Source organism: Paenibacillus sp. FSL R5-0517, from assembly GCF_037974355.1.
Taxonomy (GTDB): domain Bacteria; phylum Bacillota; class Bacilli; order Paenibacillales; family Paenibacillaceae; genus Paenibacillus.
The window spans coordinates 6,114,271-6,131,118 of record NZ_CP150235.1 but is presented as its reverse complement, the minus strand read 5'-3'; the positions used below and the strand labels follow the sequence as shown (position 1 = coordinate 6,131,118).

General features: G+C 48.0%; 12 protein-coding genes. 8 read left to right on the top strand and 4 right to left on the bottom strand.

All coding sequences use genetic code 11. From position 1 onward, the window contains the following. Positions 1-73: 73 nt before the first annotated feature. On the top strand, positions 74-1,546 hold the full coding sequence (locus MKX40_RS27515) for a S41 family peptidase (protein ID WP_339238080.1): 1,473 nt from the start codon (positions 74-76) through the stop codon (positions 1,544-1,546). Positions 1,547-1,610: 64 nt separating this feature from the next. Next, positions 1,611-2,939, top strand: coding sequence for a PDZ domain-containing protein (locus MKX40_RS27510; RefSeq protein WP_339238078.1), 1,329 nt, complete (start codon positions 1,611-1,613; stop codon positions 2,937-2,939). Between the two features lie 89 nt (positions 2,940-3,028). Here MKX40_RS27510 and MKX40_RS27505 read toward each other — a convergent pair whose 3' ends face one another. Further along, positions 3,029-3,718, bottom strand: coding sequence for a response regulator transcription factor (locus MKX40_RS27505; RefSeq protein WP_339238076.1), 690 nt, complete (start codon positions 3,716-3,718; stop codon positions 3,029-3,031). A gap of 21 nt (positions 3,719-3,739) precedes the next feature. After that, on the bottom strand, positions 3,740-4,951 hold the full coding sequence (locus MKX40_RS27500; protein ID WP_339238074.1) for a sensor histidine kinase: 1,212 nt from the start codon (positions 4,949-4,951) through the stop codon (positions 3,740-3,742). Positions 4,952-5,162: 211 nt separating this feature from the next. On the opposite strand from MKX40_RS27500, the gene MKX40_RS27495 reads away from it, so the two are divergent. Genes MKX40_RS27495 through MKX40_RS27485 form a run of 3 tightly spaced genes read left to right on the top strand, consistent with a single transcriptional unit; the run spans position 5,163 to position 8,478 of the window. Further along, positions 5,163-6,098, top strand: coding sequence for an ABC transporter ATP-binding protein (locus tag MKX40_RS27495; RefSeq protein WP_339238072.1), 936 nt, complete (start codon positions 5,163-5,165; stop codon positions 6,096-6,098). A gap of 12 nt (positions 6,099-6,110) precedes the next feature. Next, on the top strand, positions 6,111-7,307 hold the full coding sequence (locus MKX40_RS27490) for an ABC transporter permease (RefSeq protein ID WP_339238070.1): 1,197 nt from the start codon (positions 6,111-6,113) through the stop codon (positions 7,305-7,307). Continuing rightward, the gene (locus MKX40_RS27485; protein ID WP_339238068.1) at positions 7,300-8,478 is read left to right on the top strand and encodes an ABC transporter permease; all 1,179 of its coding nucleotides are present in this window, start codon (positions 7,300-7,302) and stop codon (positions 8,476-8,478) included. Before MKX40_RS27490 ends, MKX40_RS27485 begins: the two co-directional genes overlap by 8 nt. 158 nt (positions 8,479-8,636) lie before the next feature. Here MKX40_RS27485 and MKX40_RS27480 read toward each other — a convergent pair whose 3' ends face one another. Beyond that, positions 8,637-9,479 (bottom strand): flagellar motor protein MotB, encoded by an 843-nt coding sequence (locus MKX40_RS27480; protein ID WP_339238066.1) that lies wholly within the window; start codon positions 9,477-9,479, stop codon positions 8,637-8,639. Then, the gene (locus tag MKX40_RS27475) at positions 9,463-10,260 is read right to left on the bottom strand and encodes a flagellar motor protein (RefSeq protein ID WP_339238065.1); all 798 of its coding nucleotides are present in this window, start codon (positions 10,258-10,260) and stop codon (positions 9,463-9,465) included. Before MKX40_RS27475 ends, MKX40_RS27480 begins: the two co-directional genes overlap by 17 nt. A gap of 169 nt (positions 10,261-10,429) precedes the next feature. On the opposite strand from MKX40_RS27475, the gene uvrB reads away from it, so the two are divergent. The 3 genes from uvrB to MKX40_RS27460 all read left to right on the top strand — a co-directional run bounded on the left by uvrB (position 10,430) and on the right by MKX40_RS27460 (position 16,639). Then, positions 10,430-12,421 (top strand): excinuclease ABC subunit UvrB, encoded by a 1,992-nt coding sequence (gene uvrB / locus MKX40_RS27470; RefSeq protein WP_091013102.1) that lies wholly within the window; start codon positions 10,430-10,432, stop codon positions 12,419-12,421. A gap of 809 nt (positions 12,422-13,230) precedes the next feature. After that, positions 13,231-16,089, top strand: a complete 2,859-nt coding sequence (gene uvrA / locus MKX40_RS27465; protein WP_339238063.1) for an excinuclease ABC subunit UvrA — start codon at positions 13,231-13,233, stop codon at positions 16,087-16,089. Positions 16,090-16,426: 337 nt separating this feature from the next. Further along, the gene (locus tag MKX40_RS27460) at positions 16,427-16,639 is read left to right on the top strand and encodes a hypothetical protein (RefSeq protein ID WP_017692026.1); all 213 of its coding nucleotides are present in this window, start codon (positions 16,427-16,429) and stop codon (positions 16,637-16,639) included. Positions 16,640-16,848: the final 209 nt, after the last annotated feature.

The following is a 16,848-nucleotide window of genomic DNA, read 5'->3' as shown; positions in this document are numbered from 1 at the left end:
GGCATGTTCAGGGAATGGGTTCAAGCAACATTGGAATCGGACACGCTTTAAAACGAAAGGCGGTGACAAACGGATGATGAAAAAAAGATCGGCGCTACTGCTTGTCATTTTGGGTCTTCTGGGTGGTAGTTTGCTAACCTTGGTACTAATGACTTACCCGGGAATAGCGAACCAGACCACAGCTGGCGAGGGTTTGCTAGCCAGTGTAACCGGCAGTACGCAGCAGAAGAACGATTTGAAGAAGATTGAAACCGCGATGGATTTGATCTCAAGCAACTATTATAAAGACGTGGATCAGACCAAATTGATTGACGGTGCGATCAACGGCATGATGGAATCCCTTGGTGATCCGTACTCCAACTATATGGGGCAGGAAACGGCTGCTCAGTTTGAAGAGTCGATCGAAGGTTCATTTACCGGTATTGGCGCAGAGGTATCCTCACAGGATGGAAATGTCGTTGTTGTTTCCCCAATCAAAGGATCACCTGCCGAAAAAGCGGGTATTCGTGCGAAAGACATGATTATGTCAGTCAACGGCGAATCCCTGCAAGGGTTGGAACTGAACAAGGCTGTCAACAAAATCAGAGGTCCTAAGGGTAGTGAAGCGAAGGTACAGGTCAAACGTGCCGGATCTACCGAACTGATTGAGTTTGTTATTGTGCGGGATGACATAGATCTGGAGACCGTATATGCTCACATGGAGGATGGCGGAATTGGCGTCATTGCCATTACTCAATTCTCTTTGAATACAGGCGATCGCTTCAAGGAAGAGTTGGCGAAGCTTGAGAAGCAGAACATGAAAGGTCTGGTCATCGACGTACGGAATGACCCAGGCGGTGTATTGCAAGTCGTGATTGATATTGCTGAACAGTTTGTTCCTAAAGGCAAGGTTATTGTGCAAGTCGAAGACAAGAACGGCAAAAAGGAACAAAGCAAATCCAATGGATCAGCCAAAGCTTATCCAGTCACAGTCCTGATGAACAAAGGCAGTGCCAGTGCGTCGGAGATTTTGGCCGGTGCATTACAACAGTCAGCAGGTGCGAAGTTGATTGGTGAAAATTCCTTTGGTAAAGGAACCGTGCAGACGAGTTATGACAAGCAAATGGGGGACGGCAGCTTGCTGAAGATTACCATTGCCAAATGGCTCACGCCGAACGGGGACTGGATTCATGAAAAAGGAATCAAACCGGATATTGCGGTAGACCAGCCGGATTATTTCTCGGTGGCACCGATTAATAAAGAGAAGTTACCACTGAAATATGACAGCAATAGCACGGATGTGAAAAGTGCGCAGACGATGCTGAGAGGACTCGATTTCAAACCGGATCGTGTGGATGGATACTACGACCAGAAGACTGAAGAAGCGGTCAAGGCATTCCAGAAGCAAAAAGGCATTCAGGCCACAGGCCAGATTGACGAGAAAACCGCTGAATCACTGGAAGCGGCTCTGATTGAACGTATTGCCAATCCTCAATATGATGCACAGCTGAAACGCGCGATCGAAAATGTCTCAAAGGATATTTCGTCCGCTGTGTCGAAGCCATAAAGAAGGCTGATTTTCAGCCTTCTTTTTTTCTGAACCGGCTGAAAGAGAGGGGTGAAGAACCACGATGGAATGGGTATGGCCGTGGTTAACTACATTAGGCGAAGCAGTGTTGCAGTTGTTTATTCAGCCGTTTTATTATATTGCGGTGATCCTGATTGCGCTCATCTATCATCGTCAATTACTGCAGGAGCGTAAATTGTTTCATGTTCGTTTGCAAAGCTCAATTACACAGACGATTCGTGCCGTACTGGGAGGCATACTCATTGGTACCATCGTCTCGATTGTATCCCTATTCCTCGGTGCACATCTCACACTGGGAAGCCTGATATGCATATGGGCTGCAACGTTAATTCTATCCTTGTTTCGTATCCGGTATCTGTGTTTTGCCTACGCGGCCGGGTTACTGGGTGTGCTACAATTTGGTTTGAATCTGGCTTCAGGCTGGCAACCTTCAGGTTGGGTAGGGAGTATAACGGAAACGTTACGTACCTTGGATATGCCTGCACTGCTTGTCCTGACGGCCCTTCTACATATGGGTGAAGCCCTGTTGGTACGCATGCAGGGAGTATCCATGGCATCACCGCTTCTCTTCGAGGGAAAACGCGGGAAACTGGTTGGTGGATATCAACTGCAACAGTTCTGGGCTATTCCCCTACTGATTCTTGTACCAGTCACAGGTAATGGCGCGGAACTGGCTTGGAATCCACTCATGAATGCCGGCCAGAGCTATATGCTGTTTGCGTTGCCCATCATGCTCGGATTTGGTGAAATAACGCAAAGTATGCTTCCTGGACGGAAGGTGCAGATCTCGTCCCAACGGTTGATGTTATATGGGACAACCTTGCTCGTGTTCAGTTTGCTTGCTGCATGGTGGTCTCCACTTATGGTGGTTGCTGCGCTGATTGCATTTATTGGACATGAATTTCTGGTATGGTATAGCGCATTTGAAGAGCAAAACCGCAGCCCGGTATTTGTCCATCCGCAGCATGGGTTGAAGGTATTGGCTGTTATTCCGGAGAGTCCTGCTGCGGATCTGGGGATTGAAGCTGGAGAGACATTGTACAAGGTGAATGGCAAGTTGGTTCATTCACCGGAAGAGTTGCATCGCGCCCTGCGGATGAATCCGGCTTTTTGCAAGCTGGAGGTACGAAATCACCAGGGAGAAAGCAAGTTCATGCAGCGAGCAATCTATGAAGGGGAACATCATCAGCTTGGGGTCATTATGGCACCTGACAATCACGAGGTCTGGGCGATTCGGTTGCGTCCATTGACGCTGTTCCATATCATCAACCTCAAGTTGCTTGCCCGTCTGAAAAAACCACACAGGGACGAAGCTCCCTTGGCATTACCGCCAGCTCCTGTGGCCAGTGATAAAGGGTCCGTGGAGATGTAACTAACATATGTGATGAAGTATGTTGCATACATCAAGCAATGAAAAAGGTATTTCCGAGCGCCGTCGCAGGCAAGGGAAATACCTTTTTGTTATTTTTTTAACATGAAGATAGCGATTTGGGTCCGATCACGCAAGTTCAGCTTGCCCAGAATATCGGTGACGTAGTTCTTGACCGTGCCTTCACTGAGGAACAGTTTGGCGGCAATTTCCTTATTGGACAACCCCTCCGATATGGCCTCGGCAACCGCCAGCTCCATACGGGTCAGTCCATAGGCTTCGATTGGGTGATGTGTCTGGGAAGTTGGAGAAGGACGAAGAAGGCCTGTTAGCTTGCGGGCAATATCCGGATGGATTAACATATCGCCGTTATGTACGGTCTTGATGCCTTGAATAATCCGTTCAGGCGGCACATTTTTAAGCAAATAACCGCTTGCTCCATTCTGTAATGCCTGAATGATATACTCATCGTCGTCAAACGTAGTCAGCATGAGCACCTGAATTTCAGGAAAGCGTGCCTTGATCAGCCCAGTACCTTCAACTCCGTCACATTCCGGCATCCGAATATCCATCAACACCACATCCGCAGGTGTGCCTGCTTCAAGCAATTCTAACGCTTCCTGGCCATTTGAGGCCGTACCTGTAACGCGAATGCCAGAGTCGAGTCCAAGCAACACTTTAAGGCTTTCGCGGATGAAGTAGTCATCATCGGCGAGAAGCAGCCGAATAAGTGGGTGCTGGGCTGAATCCTTTTTGTTGTTCACATCATTCCGTTCGGACATGAGCACATTCACTTCCTTTTTTCAGAGTAGATCCATCTGGTTCGTTATTGGAATGCGTGTAATCACGGTATACGGAAAAGCAGATTGAATCTCCAAGGTTCCTCCCACCATTTGTGTACGTAGACACATGCTTTCCTGTCCTATGCCACTTGTCTTAGACGAGTGCGGATTAATTTTGCCATCATTACTTACGCTCATACAGATTTCCTGATCCGCGAATACCAACTCCAATGTGATAGAAGAGGCATTTCCGTGTCGTAGTGCATTCGTTACGGCTTCTTTGGCATTTTTGTATAAAACGATTTGTATGCTGGGGTACAGCACATGGGATGCGCCTTGAACTTCAAAATGTGTCTTCACCCCGGTATCTCTGCCCACTTCCTCCAGAAGACGATCCAGTGCATAGGCATTGGAACCATAGGAATCCGGTCGCAGTTTGTGAAGTGTACTTCGCATATCATCCATACTGGTGGCCAATTGATCACGAATCTGTCTCACCATTTCCGTTCCTTTTTCCCGATCTCGGGGGAGAGTCATCAGAGCGGCTTCCGACATCATTTTGGTGCGAATCAGTCGATGTCCGATATCATCATGAAGCTGTCTGGAGATACGTGTGCGTTCCTCTGCCTGAGCTACTCCTTCAAGTTGCTTTGTAAATAACAGGAGCTGTGCACGTGCTTCTTGAAGCTCGTAATGTTTACTGCGGAGCTCGTCATAGACTTGTTCCAGTTGTCCGCGGCTGCTCGCTGTTCTTGATCCCTGCCAGGAGAGAGCCGCTGTGATGAGCAGAAGCAGGTTGCCAAGGACCATCGTTGTTGCCTCTGCGGAGAATAATGTGGTGGTGATTGTATTTAGTGTCGTTAACCCTGGTTGCGGTGCCTGTGGCACAGAATAATACCATCCCAAAGCGACATTGCTTGCGACAAGCTGAATGGCAAACATCAACCATCTCCGGTTTCCCTCGAGTCTGTATATATACACGTAGAGCACGGATAGAGAGAGGAATAGCAGGATGGGTCCATACGATGCAATCAGCCAACAGCTCCAGAGTATTTCGGCCAAAAGCAACAGCCACTGCTGTGTACTTGAACGGTTGAAATCTTTCCACACGGAGAGTCCAAGCGCGATGATGATATACAGGGTGTAGACAGCTTCGTTGTCCAAGGGGAACATCAACATGTACAGTACGGCTGGAACGATAATTAATCCGTATTGCAGAAACCGCATCGGCATAGGGTTGTGACATCCTTTATATAAAAAGTGGAGTAGAAAATCTCTCGGTAATGCGCCCTTGATTATACCATAAGCAGCATTCGAAGCAGGAGATGACTTAAGTCACCTTCGATTCATGACTTTTCGTACCTTCGCTACAGAGTGCGATCCGTTACAATACAAATATGAAATCCAGCGGCAGAGGCCGAAACGGAAGAGGAGCGTAAAATTGATGGGGATACTTGAAGTGCATCATGTTGTGAAACGATACGGCAGCAGGTTGTCCGTGGATCATTTGAACCTTAGTGTTGGCAAAGGCGAAATTTTTGGATTGCTCGGTCCCAATGGAGCAGGAAAAAGTACCACCATCAGCATGATAGCCGGGCTCCTGAATATGGATCAGGGTGAAATCAGATTAGATGGGATATCGGTCAAGGAGCGACCGCTTGAAGTAAAGCGCAAGATCGGACTGGTTCCGCAGGATCTGGCTTTATACGAAACCATGTCTGCTGCGGAGAATGTGACCTTTTTTGCCAGACTGTATGGACTGCGTGGAAAATTGCTTAAGGAAAGGGTGCAGGAGTCTCTTGAATTTGTAGGGTTGCAGGATAAAGCAAAGGATGCCCCCTCGACCTTCTCTGGCGGTATGAAACGCAGGTTAAACATCGCATGTGCGATCACACATCGCCCGGATCTAATTATCATGGATGAACCGACAGTTGGCATTGATCCGCAATCTCGGAATCATATCCTTGAATCGGTGCGCACACTCAACAAGATGGGTTCAACGATTATATATACAAGTCATTACATGGAGGAAGTGGCGGCGATTAGTCACCGGGTTGCGATTATGGATCAGGGGCGAATCATTGCCTGTGGCACGGAAGCAGAGCTGAGAGAACGGGTAGCATCGGAGGAAAAAGTAGTGCTCTCCACTTCCGGTATTGGTACCGATGTCGTGGAAGAATTGAAACTTCACCCTCGCGTGCGATCGGTAGAAGTTTCAGAGAATACACTGACCATTACGCTGCCTTCGGCACAGCAGGATCTTCAGGATATGCTCTTCATTTGCAGCAAACATGAAATAACCATTCAGTCACTCAAGGTCGAAGAGCCTGATCTGGAAACATTGTTCCTCAATCTAACCGGGCGTACGCTGCGAGACTAGGGGGAACAAGCGATGAATATATGGCATATTTGCATCTTTGAATTAAGACGTATTCTTAAGATTCGATCTGTGGTGTTGAACCTCTTCATACTGCCATTGTTACTGATCTTTATATTGGGCACGGCCCTTTCCAGTACAATGGGGACAGCGGATGATGTTATACCAGATACTGTACGTGTGGGAATCATCCATTTGAATTCGGAATCAGGCAGAGGATCAGATGCGCTTGATCAAGCGCTGGATACATTCGTTCATTCCCCGGCGGTAGCAGGGATGATCAAGGTGCAGAACTTTAAGACAGAAGAAGAGGCTGTCCATTTGCTGCGTACCGATAAGCTCGACTTTGCTGTAATGATTCCTTCGGATTTTGAGGAAAACGTGATGATGGGGAAAGAGGCCAGGTTACAGTGGATACGAGGAAAGGACAACACGCTTAACACATTGGGTGAAACCTTGTTCACACGCTTTACGGATGAATGGAACCGACAGATGGCGATGACCAAGGTGCTCGGTCCGGAAGTAATTCTTGCCATGTCCTCTTCTTCGAAGTCTGGTGCGGAGAGTTCCACTTCCATAACTGTCATCAATCCCGGAAAAACAGGCACGGCCTACAGCGCTTCTCAATACTATGCCGCATCCATGCTGGCTATGTTCATGTTGTACTCGGGTATGACAACCAGTAGTAGCCTATTTGGAGAGCGGGATAACCGAACATTGATCCGCCTTCAGGCTGCACCGATAGGTAATGGAGTTATTTTCGCTGGCAAGATTGCAGGCAATAGTCTGCTTGCTTTCTTGCAAGCAACAACGATTATCCTTATGACGTATTGGTTCTACGGTGTAGATTGGGGATCGCATCCTTGGTATATTGTGCTGACTTGTGTAGGAATCACATTGGCGTCCATGACCCTTGGCGTGATCGTGGCATTGATATGCAAAACCACGGCATCGGCCAGCGCAACCCTCCAAGGTATCATCGTTGCCATGACATTCATCAGCGGTGGGTTCATGCCCATTCCGATTGATTTTGTACAACGGCTTAGCCAACTTACGGTTAACCACTGGGCGCTCCAAAGTTTTCTGAGAATGATGCTGGATGCACCTGTAGGCGAGATTGTATATAGCATTCTGATGTTAGGCGTGGTATGCGCTGTATTACTGTTGATCTCAGGATTAATCTATAGAAGGGCAGGATACCGGTATGAATAGTCTACACATCGCCTGGTTGATGATTAGACGTACACTTGGCCGTAAAATGGGCTTCATTACGTTTCTGCTTCTGCCTTGCCTGGTGGTAACAGGAGCAGTTGCTCTTTTTGGAAGCGAGCAGAGTGCACGTGCTGTTATTCCCTATGTCAATGAGGATGGAGGGGCAGCAGGTGCGTGGATGATTCAAGAACTTGCTGGCAAAGAGGAGTACCTGCTCAAGCCGATGACTAACGAAGCAGAAGTGAAGGAAGCCATCGCTCAGCAAAATGGAAGTTCTGGCATCATTATTCCGGCACAGTATACGGAAGATCTGTTACAAGGCAAGGCAACCGAAATTCAACTGGTGGAACTGCGAATAAGTGAAAGTTCCTATACGCTACGAGCAGCAGTTGAAGGTTTGGCGAGTGGATTGCAACAGTCTGCTTCAGCTGTTATCGTGGCGGCAGGTCCTGTCTCAAGTGAGACTGATAAACTATCGAGTGTACAGAAGCGATTTGAACAACTTTTACAGGAAATAGGAAAGCATCAGGTTGCTGGTGAAGTCACCGCTCTGCAGATCTATCCCAAGCCAGGCCTGAACAATGTGACTGGATTTACAATCATGTTTATGATGGGGCTGCTGACCAGTGCAGTGGCTGTGATCATGGAAGATCGCAGGAAACGTACGATGGCCAGAGTATATACGGCACCCGTCCGTGCATATGAGATTGCGCTTGGCAATTTCCTGGGTAGCTTTGTCATTGGTATGATTCAGATTGTGATCGTACTGGGAGTCAGCAGGTGGCTGATTCATTATGATGCCGGTATTCCTTTTGGCATTCATTTCCTGATCTTGGCAGCATTCATGCTGGTCTCGATGGGGCTCGCAAGTACCGTGGCAGGATTAATCCGTAATCCCAAAAATGCGAATATGCTGAATTCACTTGTCATTATGCCAACCTGCATGATAGGCGGTTGTTTCTGGCCGATCTCGTTCATGCCTGACTATATGCAAAGGCTCGCCAACTTTGTTCCGCAGAAATGGGCGATTCAGGCAGTGGAGACGATCTCCGCTGGTGGTACACTGTCGGATATCACACTGCCACTATTAATTTTGTTTGGCATGGCTGCTATTTTGCTGACCGTAGGCTCTGCGATTCTGCGCCCTAGCCAGCCAGGAGTAGAGGCATAGGCATAAGGTGTAGATCAAGATCAAGACGAGTTTTGGAGAGCTAATGTCAACCGGAAAAGATATAAAAAAAGCACGTTCTGCCTGAACTTGATTCAGAAGAACGTGCTTTTTGTTTTAAATAAGAATGTTAAGTGATGCATTATGTGAGATATTGCTGATTAGGGTTGGAGTTGACGCAAGACAGTGATTTCGACCCGACGGTTCTTTTGTCTTCCGGCCGCTGTGGTGTTGTCACCCGTTGGGCGAGTATCCGCATATCCGGCATACTGGAATCCGTCCGGGTTAAGTTTCTCTGTATCCAGAAAAAAGCGTAATACAGACAGTGCGCGTTCCCCGGAAAGCTGCCAGTTATCGGTATAAGCGGAGTTTGCTCCGACAGGAACGTTATCGGTATGACCTTCAATGCTGACAACGGTATTTAGATCCCGGAACAGGCTGGCAAGCTTACTGAGCGTTGGTGCTGCACCGTCCTTCAGAGCGGCTTGTCCCTGATCAAACAGGAAGCGGTCACTAAGTGTAATGGATAGGCCCTGTGGCTTGTCCGCAACAAAAATCTGATTTTCCAGTTTATTATCCTCGATATATTGGGTAATCACATTGAACAGATTTTGCAGTTCCTGCTCCTGTGATCTGAATTGTTCTTCCCGTTCTGTGAGGGGCTTGTCATCATCATCTGGAGTTGCCGTTCCGGAATCGGAAGGGTTTCCTTCACCTTTTGAAGAATCTTCCCCTTGAATTCCGGATGGTGGAGTCTCTGTAATCGTCTTTCCGGGTTTCTCGCCGAGTCCTTCACCGAGTTCAAGGATCGAGTCGGACGCATTGAATGTATTTTGTAACGACTGAGTAACGACGTCATATTTACCGGAATCCAGATTGCTCATGGCGTACATGATGACAAAAAAGATCAGAAGCAAGGTTATGAGATCGGCATAAGTTATCATCCAGCGATCCCGATGATCAACTGTTTCACGTTTTCCGCGCCGTTTACTGCGCCGACTCATCCAATCCCTCCTTTGCTAGGGGGCGTATAGGCTGACGATGCGTAAGGGTGAAAGACTCCAGTCTTTTGCGTACAAGCTGGGGATTCTCACCGTTCTGAATGGCAAGTACACCCTCAAGAAGCATTTCCATGGTCTGCACTTCGTCAGCACCTCTGGATTTGATTTTGGAGGCAATGGGCAAAAAGATAAGATTGGCACTGGCGACCCCATACAGGGTTGCGGTAAAGGCAACAGCAATAGCAGGTCCGAGTCCGGTGGGATCGGTCAAACTGCCAAGGACCTGAATAAGTCCCATCACGGTTCCGATGATTCCCATGGTTGGGGCATAACCGCCAGCAGATTCGAAAATTTTGGCGTAGCCCTCATGTTTTTGTTCAATAGAGTCAATCTCCATCTCAAGGATCTGGCGAACCACATCCTGATCCGTACCATCGACAACCATCTGAATACCGTCTTGCAAAAATGGATGCGGATGATCCATAACCTTGCGTTCCAATGCAAGCACACCTGAGCGGCGTGCGATCGAAGACATCTCGACCAATTCTTCAACCCACAAGCCTGAATCATTATTGTGACGTCCAAAAGCCATACGCAGGGCAGCTGGAATCGTACGAAGACGATGCGCTGGGAAACTGGCAACCACAGCAGCAATCGTTCCACCGAATACAATTAAAGCAGCCGTTTTTTGCAGAAGACCGGACAACTGGCCACCTTCCCACAAAAAACCGCTAATGACTGCGGCAATTCCGGCAATAATACCGATAAGTGTCGCAATATCCATAAATTAACCCACTCCTATCTTCATTTCACGTTTGCATCACTAAAACGAACGAGGTATAATTAAAAGGGAACAAATATTCCTATTACTATAAGTTTTCCCATATGAAAATTCGGGGAACTTCGACAATATATAGTGACTATTATTTTAGACGATAGGGTGAGATACGGCAATGAGCGATATTATAATGAGCGACAAAACGTTCGAAATCGAGTCAGAGTTTTCTCCCCAAGGTGATCAGCCTGCAGCCATTAAAGAATTGGTGAAGGGGGTTCAGGAGGGGAAGAGGTACCAGACACTGCTGGGTGCAACGGGTACAGGTAAGACGTTTACGATCGCCCAGACGATAGCCCAACTGCAACGTCCGACGCTGATTATTGCACACAACAAGACGTTGGCAGCGCAGCTTGCAAGTGAGTTTAAAGATTTCTTTCCGAATAATATGGTTGAGTATTTCGTCAGTTATTACGATTATTTTCAGCCAGAAGCATATATCCCGTCCTCCGATACTTATATCGAGAAGGATTCAAGTATTAATGAAGAGATCGACAAACTGCGGCACGCAGCGACAAGTTCGTTGTTTGAGCGTAGGGACGTCATCATTGTAGCGAGTGTTTCTTGCATCTATGGTTTGGGTTCACCGCACTCGTATTCAAGCATGTTGCTGTCACTTCGGGTAGGCATGGAGAAACCGCGCAATCAGATTTTGTCCCGTCTGGTAGAGATTCAGTATCAGCGGAACGATATTAACTTTGTACGGGGTACGTTCCGTGTTCGCGGGGATGTTGTTGAGATTTTCCCTGCTTCCAAGGGTGAACATGCAATTCGTGTTGAATTGTTTGGTGATGAGATCGAGAAAATTACGGAGATTGATGTGTTGACCGGAGAGCTGATTGGCGAACGTGAACATATTGCCATCTTCCCGGCGTCTCACTTCGTAACGCAAGAAGAGACGATGAAGGTTGCGCTGGTGAACATTGAGCGTGAACTGGAGGAACGGCTTGAAGTGTTGCGTGAACAGGGGAAACTGCTGGAGGCTCAGCGACTGGAGCAGCGCACACGGTATGATATCGAGATGATGAAGGAAGTCGGATTCTGTTCGGGGATTGAGAACTATTCCGGTCCCCTGACTTTCCGCGAACGCGGCGATACTCCATATACATTGATGGACTATTTCCCGGATGACATGTTGATCGTGGTCGATGAGTCTCACGTGACTCTGCCACAGATCCGTGCAATGTATAATGGTGACCAAGCGCGGAAGACAGTATTGGTTGAACATGGTTTCCGCCTGCCGTCAGCGCTGGATAATCGTCCGCTCAAATTCGAAGAGTTTGAAGGTAAAATGGATCAGATTATCTATGTATCAGCAACACCGGGCCCGTATGAGATTGAGCATACCGATACGATGGTGCAACAGATTATCCGTCCAACCGGATTGCTTGATCCAATTATTGAACTGCGTCCAACCAAGGGACAGATTGATGATTTGATTGGTGAGATTAATGACCGGATTGCCAAAGATGAACGGGTGTTGATTACAACATTAACGAAGAAGATGTCCGAGGACCTGACAGATTATCTGAAGGAAGTTGGAATCAAGGTTCGTTATCTGCACTCTGAGATTAAAACATTGGAACGGATGGCCATTTTACGTGATTTAAGGTTGGGCGTTTTCCATGTCCTGATCGGGATCAACTTGTTGCGGGAAGGTCTCGATCTGCCCGAAGTATCCCTGGTAGCCATTTTGGATGCGGATAAGGAAGGATTCCTGCGTTCCGAACGCTCACTGATTCAAACGATTGGTCGTGCGGCGCGGAACAGCGAGGGTCGCGTTATTCTATACGGTGATAAAGTAACCGATTCGATGGATAAGGCGATAAAGGAAACCGAGCGTCGTCGTGCAATCCAGATCGAGTACAACGAGAAGCATGGAATTACACCACAGACGATTCGCAAAAAAGTGCGTGATGTGATTGAGGCAACCAAAGTTGCCGAATCCAAGAAAGACTATCTCACAGGCGCTGCCGAGAAGATGTCGAAGAAAGATCGCCAGGCGCTTATTCAGCGCCTAGAGGTAGAGATGAAAGATGCAGCCAAAAACCTGCAGTTTGAGCGTGCTGCCGAGCTTCGTGATGCGTTGCTGGAACTTCGCGCTGAATAAGATATAGCTCATTCATATGCTCCAGTAAAGATGGATCTGTAACAAGAGAACGGCCAATTGGCCGTTCTCTTCTTGAGTAAGGAAATCGTTGATATCTACCGATAATAAGAGATGTTGAAATCATGAATTCGGGTCTATACTGATAGAAATGTTGAAATTGGTTAAAAGGTTTATAGGAAAGCAATTGGGAGTCGTGTCCCCCTGATAGCCAAGAGGCACCATGTTATTGACCTTGGAGCCGAGCCAGAGGCAATGGCGACCATGCCGCGACCAAGGCGAAGCCGAGAGGGTCCCGCTCTTGACCTTGGAGCCGAGCCAAAGGCAACGGCGACCTGACGCGATCAAGGCGAAACCGAGAGCGTCTCGCTCTTGACCTTGGAGCCGAGCCAAAGGCAACGGCGACCTGACGCGACCAAGGCGAAGCCGAGAGCGTCCCGCTCTTGACCTTGGAGCCGAGCCGAAGGCAATGGCGACTTGCCGCGAACGTGGCGAAGCCGAGAGCGCCCCGGTCTTGACCTTGGAGCCGAGCCGAGGGCAATGGCGACCTGTCGCGACCAAGGCGAAGCGGAGAGCGTCCCCTCGCAGTAGAGCGGTCTGATAAGTTCCGGCAATAGGCCGGAACTTATCAGAAACCGCGGGCACACGGCAACCCTTCACATAGCAAGACCCGACCCCTCACCGTTGCACCGCTTGTTTCGGGTGTCCAGAGGGCTGCGCCCTCTGGGGCCCTCCCTTGGAAGGGAGGGTTTGGGAGGGATCGAAAAGCCTTTTAAAAGGTTTGGATAGTAAATTTGAGAGGATGAATACTATTGGCGAGCGATAACATTGTCATTAAAGGCGCACGAGCGCATAACCTGAAAAATATCGACATTACCATCCCGCGTGACCGCTTTGTTGTATTGACAGGCCTGAGTGGCTCAGGCAAGTCCTCGCTGGCTTTTGACACCATATACGCAGAAGGACAGCGACGGTATGTCGAATCATTGTCAGCTTACGCACGGCAGTTTCTGGGACAGATGGAGAAACCGGATGTGGATTCCATCGAAGGATTGTCTCCTGCGATTTCAATAGATCAAAAAACAACAAGCCGTAACCCGCGTTCCACGGTGGGAACGGTGACGGAAATCTATGATTACCTGCGTCTGTTATTTGCACGTGTGGGCCATCCACACTGTCCGGACCATGGCGTGGAAATCAGCTCCCAGACCGTAGAACAAATGGTTGACCGTATCATGCAATACCCGGAGCGTACCCGGCTACAAATACTGGCACCCATTATCTCGGGACGTAAGGGTGAGCACAAAAGTGTATTTGCCGATGTGTCCAAGCAGGGCTTTGTCCGTGTGCGGGTGAACGGGGAATTGCGTGACCTGTCAGAGGATATTCAATTGGAGAAAAATAAAAAGCATACGATTGAAGTTGTTGTTGACCGGATCGTTGTTAAGGATGATGTACAGGCGCGTCTGGCCGACTCTATTGAAACAGCACTTAATTTGTCCGGTGGACAACTCCTGGTGGACATTATGGGTGAAGAAGAGCTGCGTTTTAGCTCCAACTTTGCCTGCCCGGTGTGCGGGTTCAGTATTGAAGAACTTGCGCCGCGGATGTTCTCATTCAACAGTCCTTTCGGGGCTTGCCCGGATTGTGATGGTTTGGGTGTCAAAATGATCGTTGACCCTGATCTGCTCGTACCGGATCGCAGCAAGACGATTGAAGACGGTGCTTTTGATGCCTGGACAGGTGGCACATCCACTTATTATCCGCAGTTCCTGAAGTCGGTATGTGAGCACTTTAACATTCCGCAAAATGTACCTGTCGAAGATCTACCCGCTGAGCAGATGAACAAGTTGCTGCAGGGTACGGGTTCGGAGAAAATCCGTTTCCGGTATGAGAACGATTTTGGACAACGTAAGGAAGCACTGGTTACCTTTGAAGGTATCGTGAACAATCTGGAGCGTCGTTACCGTGATACAGCATCGGAAGGTATCCGTGAATTTATTGAGAATTACATGAGTGCGAAGCCTTGTGGTACGTGTAAAGGTCAGCGTCTTAAACGCGAGAGCCTTGCAGTTACAATCAATGATCACAACATGGCCTATGTGACTAGTTTGTCCATTGGTGAAGCTGGCCGATTCTTCGAAACATTGGATTTGACGGAGAAGGAGCGGACGATTGCCAAGCTTATTTTAAAAGAAATCAACAGCCGTCTCGGCTTCCTGGTGAATGTTGGTCTGGATTACCTTACACTGAGTCGTGCTGCCGGAACCTTGTCTGGTGGAGAAGCCCAGCGGATCAGACTGGCTACACAGATTGGCTCCAGCCTGATGGGTGTACTGTATATTCTGGATGAGCCGAGTATCGGTTTGCATCAACGGGATAATGACCGTCTGATCTCAACGCTTGCGCATATGCGGGATATTGGTAACACGTTGATCGTGGTTGAACATGATGAGGATACGATGATGGCTGCGGACTATATTATTGATATTGGGCCAGGTGCAGGTATCCACGGAGGCACCATTATGTCACAGGGTACACCGGAGGAGATCATGAACGATGAGAACTCCTTAACCGGTCAATATCTGAGTGGTCGCAAGTTCATTCCTGTGCGTACAGAGCGCCGTAGTGTAGGAGACCGTTGGTTGGAAGTGCGCGGAGCCAAAGAAAATAACCTCAAGAATCTGAACGTGAAGATTCCGGTAGGTGTATTTACGGCGGTAACAGGTGTGTCTGGCTCAGGTAAATCCACATTAATTAATGAGATTTTGTACAAAACGTTGGCCCGTGATCTGAACCGTGCCCGGGTACGTCCGGGTCAGCATAAAGAAATTCGTGGTCTCGAACATATTGATAAAGTTATCGATATTGACCAGTCGCCAATCGGGCGGACACCACGTTCCAACCCGGCTACGTATACAGGCGTCTTTGATGATATCCGGGATCTGTTTGCCCAGACGAACGAAGCCAAGGTACGTGGATACAAGAAAGGCCGATTCAGCTTTAATATTAAAGGTGGACGTTGTGAAGCCTGCCGTGGAGACGGTATTATCAAAATCGAGATGCACTTCTTGCCGGACGTTTATGTGCCTTGTGAAGTCTGCAAAGGCAAACGATACAATCGGGAAACGCTTGAAGTGAAATACAAAAACAGAAATATTTCCGATGTGCTGGAAATGACGGTGGAAGATGCAACCCAATTCTTCGAGAACATTCCGAAGATCCATCGTAAAATGCAGACTCTGATGGATGTTGGCCTCGGTTATATCAACCTGGGACAACCTGCAACGACCTTGTCTGGTGGTGAAGCCCAGCGGGTGAAGCTCGCTTCTGAGCTGTATCGCCGCAGTACAGGGAAAACCATCTACATCCTCGATGAACCGACGACCGGTTTGCATGTCGATGATATCGACCGTTTGCTCAACGTATTGCACCGTCTCGTTGATTCAGGTGAATCCGTCTTGGTGATTGAGCATAACCTGGATGTAATCAAAACAGCAGACTATGTTGTTGATCTGGGGCCGGAAGGCGGTAGCGGTGGAGGAACCATTGTTGCAACGGGAACCCCTGAGGACATCATCAAAGTGGAGGCTTCGTATACGGGCAAGTACTTGAAGCCAGTTCTGGAACGGGATACCGAGCGGAGCAAAGCACTGCAATTGGTGGACTAAGATTCTCTAACCAGTAGTTAGAACCATATGAATGACAGTATTGGCCCTTCTTTTCGAAATGGTTGAGACGTTGGATTACGATCTAACTTGCTCTGCTTCCGGGAAGAAGGGCTTTTTAAATTGGAATGATGCACAGTTTTTCTTCGCTCTAAGGTTATTGCGTGAAAGTGTTTACATATGCATTATGACGAGCATTACAGGAATATTCGGCCAATTTGGATTTTTTTCATTTTTATGGATGATAGGGCTTGCATTACAAGCAGGGTACAGATAACATAGAGGAAGATATTAGGGTATGCGTTAGCTGTTCAACTATGGTAAGGAGGTCTGTCTATCCATGCTGTTTGCAGAAGCTGCCACGGCGAGTACATCGAATTTTAATGCATTTGATATTTTTGTCATCTTATTTACGATCCTGATTTTCATCGGAGTCGTTCGGCTTCTTCGGGCACCGAAGAAGAATCTGTTTGCGATCGGATTTGCAGTAGTCAGTCTGCTTGTATTTTTGATGACGGATTATGCGATGATAACCGGTTGGTTTGCTCAGTAGAAAGGCCACTGAAGTGAAGGATATATAAGCGATTAGTGCATGTTCAAAAAGATCGGTTTTCAGTGCCGAGAAGATGGAATGAAGCTAGAAATGGAGTAGCGGAGCGTAGGCAAACTACGTGAGCAACGGACATTTCGGCTGAATTTCAACTTCGATGCTGATGATGCCACTAGGCATCCTCCTTCGTAATCAAAAGCGAACTTATTGAA

Coding starts and splice junctions, on each gene's coding strand:
- MKX40_RS27515 (WP_339238080.1), top strand. CDS start 74: ATGATGAAAAAAAGATCGGCGCTACTGCTTGTCATTTTGGGTCTTCTG.
- MKX40_RS27510 (WP_339238078.1), top strand. CDS start 1,611: ATGGAATGGGTATGGCCGTGGTTAACTACATTAGGCGAAGCAGTGTTG.
- MKX40_RS27505 (WP_339238076.1), bottom strand. CDS start 3,718: ATGTCCGAACGGAATGATGTGAACAACAAAAAGGATTCAGCCCAGCAC.
- MKX40_RS27500 (WP_339238074.1), bottom strand. CDS start 4,951: ATGCCGATGCGGTTTCTGCAATACGGATTAATTATCGTTCCAGCCGTA.
- MKX40_RS27495 (WP_339238072.1), top strand. CDS start 5,163: ATGGGGATACTTGAAGTGCATCATGTTGTGAAACGATACGGCAGCAGG.
- MKX40_RS27490 (WP_339238070.1), top strand. CDS start 6,111: ATGAATATATGGCATATTTGCATCTTTGAATTAAGACGTATTCTTAAG.
- MKX40_RS27485 (WP_339238068.1), top strand. CDS start 7,300: ATGAATAGTCTACACATCGCCTGGTTGATGATTAGACGTACACTTGGC.
- MKX40_RS27480 (WP_339238066.1), bottom strand. CDS start 9,479: ATGAGTCGGCGCAGTAAACGGCGCGGAAAACGTGAAACAGTTGATCAT.
- MKX40_RS27475 (WP_339238065.1), bottom strand. CDS start 10,260: ATGGATATTGCGACACTTATCGGTATTATTGCCGGAATTGCCGCAGTC.
- uvrB (WP_091013102.1), top strand. CDS start 10,430: ATGAGCGATATTATAATGAGCGACAAAACGTTCGAAATCGAGTCAGAG.
- MKX40_RS27460 (WP_017692026.1), top strand. CDS start 16,427: ATGCTGTTTGCAGAAGCTGCCACGGCGAGTACATCGAATTTTAATGCA.